At 39.6% G+C, this 14,965-nt stretch carries 11 protein-coding genes and 1 pseudogene; 2 read left to right on the top strand and 10 right to left on the bottom strand.

What is annotated here, in order from left to right; genetic code table 11:
* Window positions 1–120: 120 nt before the first annotated feature.
* The 5 genes from HPT30_RS12215 to HPT30_RS12235 form a co-directional block, all read right to left on the bottom strand.
* Window positions 121–1,269, bottom strand: a complete 1,149-nt coding sequence (locus HPT30_RS12215; protein ID WP_175371664.1) for a helix-turn-helix domain-containing protein — start codon at window positions 1,267–1,269, stop codon at window positions 121–123.
* 15 nt (window positions 1,270–1,284) lie between these two features.
* Window positions 1,285–1,989 carry a hypothetical protein gene (locus tag HPT30_RS12220; protein ID WP_175371665.1) on the bottom strand — a complete coding sequence of 235 codons (705 nt, stop codon included), beginning with the start codon at window positions 1,987–1,989 and terminating at the stop codon, window positions 1,285–1,287.
* A gap of 249 nt (window positions 1,990–2,238) precedes the next feature.
* Complete coding sequence (locus HPT30_RS12225) at window positions 2,239–2,958, bottom strand: hypothetical protein (protein ID WP_175371666.1); 720 nt, start codon at window positions 2,956–2,958, stop codon at window positions 2,239–2,241.
* A 72-nt stretch (window positions 2,959–3,030) separates the two neighbouring features.
* Window positions 3,031–5,580: a DEAD/DEAH box helicase gene (locus HPT30_RS12230; RefSeq protein WP_175371667.1), complete on the bottom strand. Its 2,550-nt coding sequence runs from the start codon at window positions 5,578–5,580 to the stop codon at window positions 3,031–3,033.
* A gap of 167 nt (window positions 5,581–5,747) precedes the next feature.
* On the bottom strand, window positions 5,748–6,509 hold the full coding sequence (locus HPT30_RS12235) for a hypothetical protein (RefSeq protein WP_175371668.1): 762 nt from the start codon (window positions 6,507–6,509) through the stop codon (window positions 5,748–5,750).
* A 608-nt stretch (window positions 6,510–7,117) separates the two neighbouring features.
* Between HPT30_RS12235 and HPT30_RS12240 the strand changes: the two genes are divergently transcribed.
* A complete protein-coding gene (locus HPT30_RS12240) occupies window positions 7,118–7,801 on the top strand; it encodes a GIY-YIG nuclease family protein (protein ID WP_175371669.1) in 684 nt (227 codons plus the stop codon).
* Between the two features lie 56 nt (window positions 7,802–7,857).
* Here HPT30_RS12240 and HPT30_RS31340 read toward each other — a convergent pair whose 3' ends face one another.
* A complete protein-coding gene (locus HPT30_RS31340; protein ID WP_512699071.1) occupies window positions 7,858–8,058 on the bottom strand; it encodes a hypothetical protein in 201 nt (66 codons plus the stop codon).
* Window positions 8,059–8,150: 92 nt separating this feature from the next.
* On the opposite strand from HPT30_RS31340, the pseudogene HPT30_RS12245 reads away from it, so the two are divergent.
* Window positions 8,151–9,268: pseudogene (locus HPT30_RS12245) on the top strand (IS3 family transposase).
* Window positions 9,269–10,127: 859 nt separating this feature from the next.
* Here the strand turns inward: HPT30_RS12245 and HPT30_RS12250 are convergent.
* The 4 genes from HPT30_RS12250 to HPT30_RS12265 form a co-directional block, all read right to left on the bottom strand.
* A complete protein-coding gene (locus HPT30_RS12250; RefSeq protein ID WP_175371670.1) occupies window positions 10,128–10,430 on the bottom strand; it encodes a hypothetical protein in 303 nt (100 codons plus the stop codon).
* Window positions 10,431–10,485: 55 nt separating this feature from the next.
* The gene (locus HPT30_RS12255) at window positions 10,486–11,196 is read right to left on the bottom strand and encodes a hypothetical protein (RefSeq protein ID WP_246317047.1); all 711 of its coding nucleotides are present in this window, start codon (window positions 11,194–11,196) and stop codon (window positions 10,486–10,488) included.
* 550 nt (window positions 11,197–11,746) lie between these two features.
* A complete protein-coding gene (gene rlmD / locus HPT30_RS12260; RefSeq protein ID WP_175371671.1) occupies window positions 11,747–13,282 on the bottom strand; it encodes a 23S rRNA (uracil(1939)-C(5))-methyltransferase RlmD in 1,536 nt (511 codons plus the stop codon).
* A gap of 704 nt (window positions 13,283–13,986) precedes the next feature.
* Window positions 13,987–14,877 (bottom strand): diacylglycerol kinase, encoded by an 891-nt coding sequence (locus HPT30_RS12265; protein WP_175371672.1) that lies wholly within the window; start codon window positions 14,875–14,877, stop codon window positions 13,987–13,989.
* Between the last annotated feature and the right edge of the window lie 88 nt (window positions 14,878–14,965).

Raw genomic sequence — 14,965 nt, forward strand, 5'->3', positions numbered from 1 at the left:
AAATAATACCAAAAAGTGTTTTAATCTATATCAATTAATTTTACATATAGTCCTACTTAAGATAGATTCTCTCTAATGTTATCACTAAGTTATACATAATACTTTTGATTCTTACTGCACTCACACATCTTGTTGATTATTAACGATTAGTCTAAGCGTAGGCTCAATTTCCTTAAGTTTAAGTGATCCTTTTTCCATGGTACAAAGCATTTCTATAAACTCTCGCGGTACGCCAGACTCATTGATAATTTGTAGCTCATTTTTGAAATTATCCTGTAGTAGCATTTTTATCCCTTTATTCAACAGAATAGGTTTAGGAACCGGAATCACATCATCTAACGGTTCTTTTGATCTCATCTTGTGAATGGACATTTGCTTCAATAAAGAAGTATATCTGCTCTGATCAATTATTCCTAATTCTTGAGCTCGGTATAACATAGCTGCGATTGATACTTTCCAATATTTTTTCAACTCTATGAAGTGAATCAACTTTGTAGAAGTAACTGTCTTTGCAAATGCCTTTGCAGGTAATAGCAATGCTGATGCAAAGCGATTTGCCTGATTCTCAATGATCTTGAATTCCTCTCTTGAGAGGATATCCTGATTGTGAATATGATTGTGCATCAAGCGATGGCCAATTTCATGCGCCGCATCAAATTGTCTTCTTGCAGCAGACTCCTTATCATTCCCTAAGAAAATATAAGGGCGCCCTTTTCTGGATTGACAGAACGCATCTACTTTCAAGCTCTCCATATCAATAGAAAAAACAACGATGCCGTTTCTTTCCATAAGATTAACAATATTATTGATAGGATTTTCTCCAAGTCCCCAAAACTGTCTGACATGCTCTGAAAGTAATTCTATAGCATCATTATCCCATTCTTCCTGGTCAAATGAAGAAAGATCAGGCAAGTTCAATTCGGGGAATTCAATGTACTTTTGCAGATAATCATATATATATCCTGCAAGCTTTGATTTATTATATTGAATTTCCTTATTCTTTTTCGTTGCTGCTGCAGATGCCCTAAAGAAAGTATTACCTATGATATGTTCTTCATAATTCTTATAAAAAAAACTCTTGGGGAAATCCAACTCACGAATAATCCCCATCATTGTGCTTGGCTTTGGTTCATTTTCTCCCAGTTCATATTGAGAAATAGCTTGTTTAGAAAGGCCTACTCTCGACGCTAGCTCATTAATACTTAGGCCTCTTACTAAACGAGCCTCCTTAAGTCTAGCCGGAATGATACCCTGATCTTCTTTGAACATAATACTTTCCTACTTTCATACTGACGGATCAGATTTGAGTTTCAGAGGAATATCCTCGTCAGTTTGATGCGCTGTCTCCTTAAACGATATCTTAATATCTTCACTGTCTTCATACACATTAATTGTCCTTACATTGTCTACGATATCATCTAATACCATACTTGTAGTATTCTCTAGGAATATCCAATCTGTATGATCCGGCATTAATGCACCTTCTCTAATCGAACCATCATAAGGATCATATGCAACAATTAAACCAAAAGGGTAATTATCCGTGCCTAACGGATGCATTGCCCTTTGGTATTGAATATCAATATCTGGAGAGTCCTCAGGTAACCCTTCCTCAATTAACCTTGGGATGTTTGAGACAGAAAAGTTCTTTCTATACGTACTCGCACTGTCAAACATGTCTTTTTTAGTAGCTAACGGTAAGACAAGGATAGATATATTTCTTAGCTTCTCCCTTAATACTATATAGGGATGGAATCCCGATTTTTTCTTCTCAAACTCTATTTGCAGATGTGGATTATTCTCAATAGATTTTGTTACCTCTGTATTAACAAGGTCATAACGGTTTTTAGGAATTGAAGTATCTGTTACTATATCAGAGAATAGTTCTAGGTATAACTGATGCCGCTTAAACCCTTTTCGTATACCTTCACGTATAACTGTTCTCTGCTCCAAGAGAAGCATGCATTTCTGATATATATCTGTACTCATATTATATCCCTCCCGTTTGTCTATGCCCTTAATACTAACTTATACCAATTAACCTTTTTTGTCTAGTTTAAAGTTATTTTATTAACACTCGTAAAGTTATAAGGTGTTTATGTATACGAATGTCAACAAAAATCATTTTCAAATTTTCAATTTTCCATAAGTCTTTGATGCCCAGGGATAACACACCATAACAAAAAAAATCCGTTCTTACATGGAGTGCAAGAACAGATTTGATTAACATTAGTTATATCAATTAATTTTAAATAATTCATGGAAAATCTCACTACTTTTCTTTACGATATCTTCTATTTCTAACAAAAGTGAATTAGTGAATTTTATATCATTTTCTTCGACAAGCCAGTCAAATCGAAGATCAAAGTGATGATGTACGTTTGCATAGTCATATAGAGCCTTCAAAGAAATATTGTTATAATTCGGTAAATTCGCAAGAGAGATACGAGCACTAATAGGAAGCATCCTCCTACTACCCCGCCCCTTAAACTCTCGACTAAGGTTTGATGGGAGCTTTTTAAAGTGATCATTCATCTTTTGGGCGACATGTTCCTTACTTTCCTCTTCACTTTTGTTAAAACTTACGCCTAACTGATCATAGTCATTTCTATACTTCGAATCAATATCATAATCCTCTGACATAAAATGAACTTGCATCGCACGTGCATATTCTTTGCCAAATTTATTAATATTGTATATATTCACAAAATCCTCAAGTAAGGGTTTTAAATAGTATCTCTTAATTGAGTATAGATCAGGCTCATTTTGAAGAAGAGCATTGATTATTTGTGATGAACTTCTTAGTATTCCTTCATACAAAGATTCACTAAAAGCTAACCTCTTGCATGCCATTCCCTGTTCGCTATCTATTTTTTTTTGTATATAATCTGAGGACAACTCCTTCTTAATTACTAATGAACTTGTAATTTCCAAAATTCGATGCGTCTCATCATTCATCAATCTATCACCTTTTCATTCTATACTTTTAGCTTAAAGTTAAGAGTCGCCCTTTTGCGGCGACTCTTAACTTTATCGTAATGGAACTGTGAATTTATCCACAATTTGGTTATATAAAAGATTATAGGTAGAAAGTAGGTTATGGACTTCAGCTACTTTCCAATACAATGGGGGTTTTTGGGAAAGAGCCTTAGCGAAATTCAACAGAGCATCCTTAAATTGTTTTAGCAATGCTTCATTCATAACTCTACTATCGTCCGAAGGATGGGTATTATCTAAAGACTTTGTGGCCCGATGCAACATGATAGGAATGAACTTTTGTTCAGTACCATACTTATCATTATGCCATTGTATCGAATGTAGTAACTGTTCTACTTCCTTTCTAGAAATTTTATCATTGATACTATTGTTCTTTGCTTCAATGATAAGGTTGACACCGTCCTCTAATCTCCAAAGGTTATCTGGCCCATCACCTTCATCTTCTTCCGGCATCTGTGAGGTGAAACCGAGGAAATCTCCAATCTGATGAACTGCCCTTTCAAACGCATGTGAATCAACATCTGGAGAGTAAATTAAATCTGCATATAAGTGCTCAATGGCAATAATTACATCTGTTGCATTAGAGTATTGCGATAGCCATTTTACAATAATATCTGCTTGTTTTCCCTTTACCTTGGTTAACTTAGAATAAGTATGTGCCTGTGTTTTTAGTACTTTCGATGAAAGCTTTCTGGCCTTCACCTGCATATCAGAAGCACCTACAGGATTTATCGAATCTAATAAAGTCGCTCCCATTTGTAGATAATATGCCTCGTCAATTATACTCATAGCAGCTTTGTGCGTATTTATAATATCGCTTATAGTACCGCAAGCTTCTTCATAATCTTCATCGTGATACTTTACAAGCGCTACACGCTCAGTTTCTGCAATATCAAGAAGGTAAGATGTCGCACTCTTATCGTCAGGTTCAGCATTTAATATCATATCCTTGTGAAATTGACGCCATTCTGGATCTCCTTTTAAGCAATCCTCTACTGCTGCAGAAATTTCATTTAACGCCTCTTCAGAGGAATTCGGTTTATGGTCACCGAACAGGTTAAGGCCAAAATCAATCTGTGCTCTTGTAGAAGGATTAAAGAATGCCTGATTTGCATCGATACCAATAAAGCTTAGAAGTGAATTATCTAAAATAAACACAGCGCAATGATCACTACCTGATCTGACAGCTCTTCCCAACCCCTGTTCAATAGTTTGAGCTGTTTGAGCAAGTAAAAACGGTGATCCTTCGCGAACAATTGAAATGTAACGTTCTCTGGTTGTAGCTGTACTTGGTTTACCATCTAGGACTAAAATCCTACAAGAATCACCGGCTAAATCAACACCATCATATCGATTCAAAAATACCATTAAATTCCCTTTAGATTCTCGCAAAGTCCTAGTTGCTGTTAAGATGTTATCTTTGTCCACAATTGTCGGATTATATTTTTTCCACACCTTTGCCTTTTGACTGTTCGGCACAATCACCACAACATTATGCTTTTCAGCATATTTTGCTATTACTGGCCGCATAATCTCGTCAGTCAAATCAGCATAATATCTCTTTGGAGCAATAATTAGCCGCTCACCTGCATCTCCCTGGTTATCAACCTCTAAAGGAGTTACAACTGAACTTTTCTCAATTCCAAGTTCAGTTATTAAGTCAGTATTATTATTAAACGTCGCTGACATTATAAAACGGTGTTTTGCATTGAAAAAGGAAGGAATTCTTTGCACAGGAATTTGTAATGGTGTAATTTCAATCTGCGTACCACTTATATAACATTGACTCTTAGATAGCTCATCTCCAACAATGCCCCAATTAAAAAAAACTGTCGCGTCATCATCTTGATGTAGCTTTTGAAGAATATTAAGTATCGCATCTTTGTGCTGTCTCCAAACCCAATAAGGGACAAGCCGAGAAACTGTAGAGCTGCCAGACTTTATGGATGTAAGTGCCCCTTCACCCTGCTCACGAATAGAAGCCTCAAATAATTTGAATAGTTGGGAATAAGCAGGATGTTTTTTTTCAATTAATATTGTACTTTGTTGACGAGCTTTTTTAATACAACTATGAGCATCATCGATGACCAATGCACCTATTTCTTGTATGGGACGAGAACCATATCCGTCAACACCGAAAATTGAGCGGCCATTAAACATTCTTTCAAATGTTGTTATAAGAATTGCTTTTTTATTTAAAAAATCTACCGGGAACTCAGCAGCTTGTCCCGGTTCTGAATCGATTGTAACTACAGGGATATTATGAATTGCAGCTTGTTCAACAGCTTGATCTACCAGTTGAGTATCAGGACAAAGATAAACGACTGTTCCAACTCCCTCGTTCATTTTAGACAGAAGCATCAACTGACCAATCAAGGTCTTTCCTGCACCTGTATTTAATATTCCAACTACGTCCCTGTCTACACGCTTACTATGCCACAATTTCAAAAAATCACTTTGGATATCACGGAGATAGTCATACCCCTCTTGGTGAATTAACGTCTTAAATATTTCAATTGGGTCTATGGGCTTTTGCGGACCGCCGCCGCCCCCACCTCTAATCCTATTCCTAAATAGACTCATAGTGATTCTCCATTCCTATTTTGTAGATTATTGTCTAATATTATAACTTAACCCTTCTGTCGAAAGCTGTTAGTTTTCGCCGTCGATTTAGGACATTCTACTTTTATAAAGAGTTTTGGGACCTACTATGAGTCTATCCAAAAAAAAACTGAAGATCATTAGGAGTGCTAAACTGCAATAATTTGTAACTTCACTCCGTTCAATACATCAGGATCATTGATTATACAACGTATATATTCCATCCATTTAGATATAGTCTTTTTATTAGGTTCCCATTCAGGATTGACATACTTCAAGTAAGAGTTCTCATTGTTATAACTAAGTTCAAAGACTACTCGAGATTTTCCAGCATACTCTTGACCCTGTTTGATTCCTAAATTTATAAGTCGCACAGTCATTTGAACTGGATTCCATTCAATTAGATTTCTATACTCAGAAATTTTCATGGGCTGTTCATTGTAGCTTATTACCCCACCCTTGTGATAAATCAATTGTCCTCTTTCATATTCCTTATAATTGAGAATTTGAATGTGACCTGAACGCTCATCTCCTGGAAAATCAAGAATCAATGCATTAATTCCAAAAAAAGTGTCCTGCTGCACTAAATCTTTTAATCTATAGCAATTCTTTAGCATATTTTCTTCAATTTGACTTGTTAGTGCATCTAATTTAGTGTATGTAGGTAAATCTAAAGACTTAATTTTTTCTTGGCTTAACTGATGATTCCACCATTGCAGGACTACATTTCCATATTTAGTCTCAGAGATAAATTCGATTTCATAAAGCTTTCCATTATCTTCGCATTGTATTAGGTATTTATAAAGCTCCAATCCATCTTCATCAGGGTCATATTGATATGTAGTTCTGTAGCCCCTATACTTGATATCCGACACAGATAGTCTTACATGTTCCGTCCTAAATTCTATCATCAGCTATTGTCTCCTCTGTCATAAAAGTAGAATGTGGCTCTATTCGTTTCTACTTATAATTTTAAGCTGCTTCACTTCCACGCTACAATAATTTATGTTTTATCTATTTAATTAGTGTCATTAGCTGCAACTTAAAGGTGCTGTAGCTTCTGACGTATATGATCGTCACATTGGTCACAAACTAAAAAATGTTTCTTCCCATTACCAATAAATTTAGCTCTCAAGTCGAAATTCACTTCAGGTAAAGTACTATCAGGTAAAAAACTTACTTGACACACCCCGCAAGATGCATGTATTTTCATATAGCATTTTATACATAACGTCCCCAAATTGTTAACCGAATGAGAAAAAAGCATATCTACTGCATTTAAACATAATGAGCAACAAAACATTAGATCATACCTCCAATTGTACTGACGCAAAAAAAACCGCAGACTTCACCTTATATAGGTTAGTTTACGGTTCTTCCGCCTAGCCAGATTCTATTTATAAGAATATAGATTATTGTAGAACATTTTGCAATGCAAAAATAGATAATCAGAAGGTAAACAATAACAAAGGTCGTAGTTATTATCTGTACAGAAAATAATCTTAGGAGGATATATTGAATGTCAGATTGCTATACACTGGTCCAAATTTCCCGAAAATCAATTGGGGAGGAGGATGGTAAAAATAAAGTTACATACAGCGCTCGGTTAGCTATTAAAAGTGATAATCACTGCTATGATTTGGTGAATGGTTGGGAAAATTTTATTAATGACGAATGGATAGACCCAGCTCAACCTAAATATGATGTTATTCCAGCAGTGTATTGTTTTTATGATAGCAATCGTAAGCCCTTGTATGTAGGTGAGACTAATCGATTATATGCACGTACCATTATCGAGCATCTTAAAGGTGATACAAATACCGTAGCATATGAGCTCTTTCTTCGCTTTCGATATTTGAGAATTTATGATTTATCTATAGAAGAATCTGCTCATCGAAAGTTGTTAGAGCAGATGATTATTTTTGACCAGAAACCATTGTATAACTTGATGACACTGGGATTGTTCGAAGATAAAGAACATTTTTGCAAAAGATTGAGCGAATCATTAACTAGAGATAATTGGTCTGATGTAACAGTGGAGCAAAGAAATTGGTTTGAGAATAAGTTTCCACGTAATCAAGCAAGGATAAATAAGTGGAAAGAAAAGGACCGTAAACGGAAGGAAAAGGAATTGCAAAAGATACAAACAGCAGAATTAAAGAAAATAAAGAAGAAAGAAGGCAGTAAAAAAGGCTCCTTATAAAATTTAAGAAAACCTCCTGCTCTCTATGTTACAATAATTCAGAACTTTTACAAAGTCTATCGTCTTTTACGTAGTTCTCTTTTAATTGTACTTTCACTAATCCTAGTTAAATCCACAACTTCCCTCATTGTACGTGTTTGTAACAATTCAATAGCATGTTCTATTTGTCTTTTTGTGAATTTAGGGGGTCTTCCTTCACGGAACCCCTCCTTTTGCCTAGCTATTGCTTTACCAGCCTGAGTTCTCTCAATAATCATTGACCTTTCGAATGGATCGTCTACACTTAGTTGGACAATAAAAATAAGGGCTTGTAGAATAAACCTATCACCTTAAGGAGCGGATCTCTACAATGCCGAAACAACGACGTACTTTTACAGCAGAGTTTAAGAAGCAAATGGTGCAACTTTATGAGAATGGAAAACCCAGAGCAGATTTGGTGGAGGAATACGGCCTTACAGCCTCGGCTCTAGATCGCTGGATTAAGCAAGCCCAGACAACGGGTTCCTTCAAAGAAAAAGACAATCGTTCATCCTAAGAAAATGAATTGGCGGCTCTACGGAAAGAAAATCAACGTCTCCAAATGGAGGTCGACATTTTAAAGCAAGCCGCGCTGATCATGGGACGAAAGTAGCTATCATCCGCAGCAACCGTGATAAATACTCAGTATCAGCAATGTGCGACGTCCTAGAAATCGCAAGAAGCACGTTTTACTATGAAGTCAAAGCAGAAACGAAAGAAGACGATGTAACCCAAGCTATTGTGGAGATTTTCCATAAGAATCGCAAAGCCTACGGTACACGAAAGATTAAAGTTAAACTCCATGAGCGTGGGCTCGTTGTCTCCAGACGCCAAATCGGTCGGATTATGAAAGAGAATGGCTTGGTTTCGACGTACACGGTAGCTCAATACAAGCCCCACAAAACGGCATGTAACGAAGCAACGACTGCAAATGTCCTGAATCGTGAGTTTGAGCAATCGGAGGTTAAACGCTTCGTTGTCAGCGATCTAACGTATGTAAAAGTCCAGAACCGATGGCATTACATTTGTGTACTGGTCGATCTGTTTAATCGAGAAATTATTGGACATAGTGCAGGTCCGAACAAGGACGCTGCTCTGATTTCACGCGCCTTTGCGACCGTAAAGGGCGATCTACGTCAAATTCAATTTTTCCATACTGATCGTGGCAGTGAGTTTAAAAACCAAAAGATGGATGAGCTTCTTGAAACCTTCGAGATCGGTCGATCTCTCAGTATGAAAGGCTGCCCGTATGATAACGCCGTAGCCGAAGCCACTTACAAAATCATGAAAACAGAGTTCGTGAACCAGATGAATTTCCAGAGTCTAAGACAGTTAGAACTGGAATTATCCGATTATGTTAACTGGTTCAACAAGCATCGGATTCATGGAACTTTAGGCTATATGACACCTATTCAGTATCGCTATGCAGCCCTTAAAAAAGTTGTTTGATTTACTGTTGACAATCCAGTTATTGTTACGTCATTCGTAGACTGCCCGAAAATCAGGTTCACTAGGCAATCTATATTTTCTGAGACCACTGGATATACCCCTTTAATAGTTCTTACTTAAAAACACAAGAAAATCATCCAATACCTTTGTCGCCAATCGAAAATGCTCCGACTCTAACTGTGTATACAATATAAGTTCTAACTCATTATCCAAGTTATGAACCCTAGTTGAGAAATCATGTACATGCTTATCGGGGATTAGCGCCGTATTCAATCTACTTTGAAGTTCTTCAATACCGAATTCCTTATTCTTAAATCGTTCAACAAGAACATTGAAATATTGGTAGTTCATATCTTCTCACCTTATCTATCGCTGCGACGGAGTCTTTTTGGACTAAGTATCCATTTGTTAACAACCATCTCACTTCTGCTTCGTCACCCGATAGCTAAATCGTAAACTTTGCTTAGTTGAGCATCGTATTGCGATTCCTCGAATATCATTGGAGGTATTTTATCTAGCCAATCTACTTTTGTTCCCAAACTTCATATCCCTGAAGCAGATCTTCCCTTGTACTCTTATCGATTCCGATATGCTTCCAGGTGATAAAACCATCTGCTTTAATGATATAATTAAAGTACACCATAAATCGCAATCATCAGGGCACATCAGAATTGGCAAGACAACTAACAACATACAACACTCCACATGTGTGGATTGAGCATTATTGACACCAACTAAACGGGTGCAGCAGTATTCACCTTACGCTGTTTTCGCAAATATTGTTGTTTTTAGTTAAAATATGAACCGCTACTTTAATCGCGGTTCATTAAACTATCGTTACCCGACCGCTAGCAGAAAATCAAACATCCAATCCTAATTGTTCAATTAGAAAATCACCTTGTCCAATTTCCAACGTTTTCTTATCTAGACTATATTCCCACCCATTTGCAATTGCATATTTAATTAAAAGTTCGCAATTCTTTGGTCTATGAGGGTTAAAGTGCCAACTGCTTTTCCATGTAAACAATACTTCAAAATATGAGGTTTTGGATGAATATACCTTAAATCTGACAAATTCATTACTAGGTATTTCATTAATAACGATGTGAAATCGATAACCATAAATCATAATCTGTTTTTCTCTTTTACTGAACGTTTTCAAAAAAATCACCACTCTCCTTATGGAAGGTACCTATCAAATCAATAGTCAGTCTGACTTACTTGACTATCCTGCCCGTTCCACCCGTGCAGTGCAAGCACTGCACCACAACATCATTGTCCTTCTCAATTACTAGAACACCATTTTTAAATTCCCTAACAATAAAGTTGTCGTTTAAGGCGTTTTTAATTGGACTATAAGCTTCAGGTGATAAGATGCTGTATGGTTCTGTCGATGGCTGCTCACCGTTCAGGACGTCCTTATATCTTGTCGGGGCTCCTAGCTCATGATAGGTCTGGATTGTGTTTATTTCAAAAGAGTTCCATATCTTTACGGAAATATTAAGAAGAAGCACTAACCTCGTACTGTCGTACTTTATATATTCATCATCAACAAATAGGTCATCTTCAGGGAGAATCATATTCAAGACAATTTCGTTTGATTGGTACATCCAATATAATCGAAAATGTCTGAATAACTCAGACTCAAGAAGAATTTGTTTATAATCATGCTTTACATGTTGAGAAAATCCCAACTTGAACTTCTTGGAAAGCTTGGATGTATTCCAACTTATTATCTCTTCTAGCGAATTGTTCTCTGACATCCAATAACCTGACTTAAATGGAAATTGGCTAAATATCGTGTTGTAAATATCACTCACAAAGCTCTCTTTAAATGTTGAAAACGGAAAAGAATACTGAATAGAAAAATATGGCGGCATCGAATCAACTCCCATTAATGCGTTTCTTAAATACAAATTAGTTTCCAATACAAAAATTCCTCTTTTTAGGACGAGAAGTTTCTAATGTATCTAGAAAGAAAAAATCCTTTGTGAGCCCACTTGACATGGAGCCTCTATGAACACGATTGCTTGCGAATACCGACGAGCCATATGAGATTCACCTTGACTTAGCAATCTATCGTGCCCACTTGGTCGTATCACGAATTCTTTTCCACCAAATCGCCGAAAACCCTTGCTACTCCAGCATTCTAAGCCTTTTCCCCTTAACCCCTTGCTTCAACACGAGCAAATAAAGTCGTCCTACAAATCGGAGTAAAATCGGGGGCAAATTGGAGAAAAACGGTGATAAAAAAGTAAATAAAGTCGAGTTTAAAAAGCAGGGGAATAGCGTTTGAGTGAAAATTGGAGAAAAGCTTGATTTATCAAGGGATTGGCGGATTGTTTGTCCCGCTCCAAAAACAAAAGAAGCCGAGGAAAACAGGAGTGGATACCTGAGTTTCGCTCGGCTTTTTGATACGACTTTATAAGCTTTAACACAACTTTAAAATTCTTAGGTCAACTTTTTGAGATGTTCACACTACTTCCGTACCAACAACGCCACCGATTCCACATGTACAGTATGCGGAAACATATCCACCGGCTGCACTTCCACCGTACGATACCCGCCATCCTCAAGTACACGCAAATCCCGCGCCAAAGTGGAAGGGTTACACGAAACATATACCACTTTCTCTGGCTTCATCGCAAGGATAGTTTCCAGCAGCCGAGCGTCGCAGCCTTTACGCGGTGGATCGACCACGATGACGTCTGGCGTGATGCCTTGCTCTTTCCAGTTCGGAATGACATCCTCGGATGCACCTACCTCGAAGACTACATTGTCCATATCATTCAGGCGGGCATTGGCCCGCGCGTCTTCGATGGCTTCAGGAACAATCTCTACACCGTAGACCTGCTTGGCGTGCTGCGCCAGGAACAGGGAGATGGTGCCGATGCCGCAATAAGCGTCGATGACAGTCTCGTTGCCGGTGAGTCCGGCGTATTCTACGGTTTTGCCGTATAGAACCTCTGTCTGCGCTGGGTTAACCTGGTAAAAAGAGCGTGCCGAGATTGCAAATTTCACGTCCCCGATATAGTCATAAATGACGTCACTGCCCCAAAGGGTGCGGGTTACGTCTCCGAAAATCACATTAGTCTGCCGGGTATTTACGTTCTGGCAGATGCTCGTAACTGCTGGCAGCTCACGGCGAATTTCTGCAATCCACTCCTCCTTGCGAGGAATGCGATCACCGTTAGTGACCAGAACAACCATCATTTCACCGGTGACGAAGGCTACTCTTACGACCACATGCCGGAGCAGACCTTTGCCAGTCTCCTCATCGTAGGCTGTAATCCCTAGTCGCCGGCCGATTTCTTTGACCCGGCGGACAACATTGTCATTCTCATCATGCTGAATCAGGCAAGTCTCCATGTCGATAATCCGGTGACTGCCACGTGCGTAAAAGCCGCCAACTAGGCCGCCCTCAGAGTCGCCAATCGGTACTTGGGCTTTGTTGCGGTAGCGCCAAGGCTCGTCCATTCCCAAGGTAGGACGAACGATAATACCGCTAGTAGGAAGTGCAGTAGTTCCATCCGCAGAGTCATTACCATTGCTTACATTAGGCACCACGCCAGCTCCGTTATCCACGCTGCTTCCGGATGCGCTCCGCCCCCCAGTCACCTGCAGCTTTCCGATCCGCTCCAGGTTGTCCACCACCAGTTGGCGCTTCCAGGCCAACTGGGCGGCGTAATCCATGTGCTGCAGCTGACAGCCGCCGCACATGTCATAGATCTCGCACGGCGGGGCGATGCGATCGCCGCTCGCTTGTTCAATCTTCAGCAGTTTGGCATAGCCATACTGCTTCTTGGTTTTGAGCACTTTTGCCCGAATTTTCTCCCCGGGCAAAGCGCCCTGCACAAAAAGGGTAAAGCCCTCTACGCGGCCTACCCCTTCACCTTCATGGGTCATGCCGATGATATCGAGCATAACCTCGTCATTCTTGTTCACAGGCAGTCCGGCCACTTGCGCCGTGCCGTCCCGGCGGCTTGTATTGCGGCCGCTGCGGTGTCTACTCATTAGTTCACATTCACTTCTTTCATATTCTTCATTATTAATGACGCTAAATATCTGTTATACAAAATGGATTAGAGCAAGACACCCCATGCTGAGGCCGTACACTGCCATGTAAAATTAATTTTAACTGGAATTCCTCCAGTTAATGCTCCGTTAAACTTTATATGAGAAGATAACAACAGGAAAAGCTCCAGTTATTATTGAGTATAACTTGTGAAATCGGGTATGTGTACAGAAATAACTGGAGATATTCCAGCTATTTCTCAGAAAACAGTAGTTTGCAGGGTTTTAACGGGAATAAATCCCGTTATTCACCTAATCTAGACGATGGAGCACGCAGATATCAGATATCAGATATTAGTTTTGTTCGATCAAACATTAGACCATTAGCGTACTATCGTTTAGACACTATACAGTAATCCATTAGCATACATTCATTTAGACAGCATACGCGTATTCCATCAGCAACATTCAGTTTGCCAACGCACATTTAGTCCATAAACATACGCTCATTCCACCAACATGCACGTAGTTTATTAACAACCCTCAGGCTGCGAAAGAGTGGGCATTAATGAAGTTTATGGCAACAACGAGATAAATGCTTTGTGCTTTGAGCTTTCAACTTCGAGTTTTGAGCTTCGAGTTTGAGCTAAGTGATACAGAAAGTTAATTCCCTCTACAGCTCACTCCCACTCCACTTAGCTACCTCAGTTATTCTGCGCAAAAATCCGCAGATGCTGCGGCAAGATACGGAAGTGTCCCGGCAGGCTGCCGCCTAGCTCGCCGTCCAGGTTCAGTTGAACATGGCCCGGGGAGGTCACTTCCATGGCATCGGTGCGGAAGTATACGACCTTCTTGTCTTGCAAGTGCTCGCCACGAATGGTGAGGCTGACCAAGCGAATGAACTCGGCGAGATTGCATTTCTTCACGGCAATAACGTCGAACAAACCGTCGTCGATCCGGGCATCGGGAGCAAGCTTCTCGAAGCCGCCTACCGAGTTGGTATTGGCGATCAGGAAGAGCATGAACTCGTCATGAATGACGCTCTGGCCATTGGCGCGGATGATCAGCTCCTGTGGAGACAGACTCGCCATCTTCTCAATGCCTTTTAAATAGTAAGCAAGCTGGCCCATCATCGTCTTCAGCCTGCTGGGTACTTCGTATGTCAGCTCGGTTAGGCTTCCGCCGCCGGCGATATTGATGAAATAACGATCATTGGCTTTGCCGAGATCAATCAGCCGCGACTGCTGGCGGATAATCATATCCACAGATTCTTCCCAGTTCTTCGGGATGCCCATCGCCCGTGCAAAATCGTTAGTCGTTCCTAGTGGCAGTACGCCAAGCGGAGGAAGATTAGGCTTCTCTGCCATACCGTTAATCACTTCATTCAGCGTGCCATCGCCGCCGGCTGCAATAATCAGATCATAGCCGCGTTCAACCGCGTCTGCAGCGGCTGCTGTCGCATCGCCTTCTCCTGTCGTTGCATGGCAGGAGGTTTCAATTCCGCCCACATCCAGCCGGTCCAGAATATCGGCGAGTCGCTTTTTCATTTCTTCCCGTCCAGAAGTGGGATTATAAATCAATCTCGCAGTTTTCATTACCGGAACGCCACCTGTTTTTTTAATAGATAACCTAACTGATTATACCCAATTCAATGCCCTACAATCAATGTCGGCGACTGTCGAA

Source organism: Paenibacillus agri, from assembly GCF_013359945.1.
GTDB classification, from domain to species: Bacteria; Bacillota; Bacilli; order Paenibacillales; family Paenibacillaceae; genus Paenibacillus_AQ; species Paenibacillus_AQ agri.

Bases quoted from the DNA above. Each gene is read 5' to 3' on its own strand.
- HPT30_RS12220 (WP_175371665.1), bottom strand. From the start codon at position 1,989: ATGAGTACAGATATATATCAGAAATGCATGCTTCTCTTGGAGCAGAGA.
- HPT30_RS12225 (WP_175371666.1), bottom strand. From the start codon at position 2,958: ATGAATGATGAGACGCATCGAATTTTGGAAATTACAAGTTCATTAGTA.
- HPT30_RS12215 (WP_175371664.1), bottom strand. From the start codon at position 1,269: ATGTTCAAAGAAGATCAGGGTATCATTCCGGCTAGACTTAAGGAGGCT.
- HPT30_RS12265 (WP_175371672.1), bottom strand. From the start codon at position 14,877: ATGAAAACTGCGAGATTGATTTATAATCCCACTTCTGGACGGGAAGAA.
- rlmD (WP_175371671.1), bottom strand. From the start codon at position 13,282: ATGAGTAGACACCGCAGCGGCCGCAATACAAGCCGCCGGGACGGCACG.
- HPT30_RS12240 (WP_175371669.1), top strand. From the start codon at position 7,118: ATGTCAGATTGCTATACACTGGTCCAAATTTCCCGAAAATCAATTGGG.
- HPT30_RS31340 (WP_512699071.1), bottom strand. From the start codon at position 8,058: ATGATTATTGAGAGAACTCAGGCTGGTAAAGCAATAGCTAGGCAAAAG.
- HPT30_RS12230 (WP_175371667.1), bottom strand. From the start codon at position 5,580: ATGAGTCTATTTAGGAATAGGATTAGAGGTGGGGGCGGCGGCGGTCCG.
- HPT30_RS12235 (WP_175371668.1), bottom strand. From the start codon at position 6,509: ATGATAGAATTTAGGACGGAACATGTAAGACTATCTGTGTCGGATATC.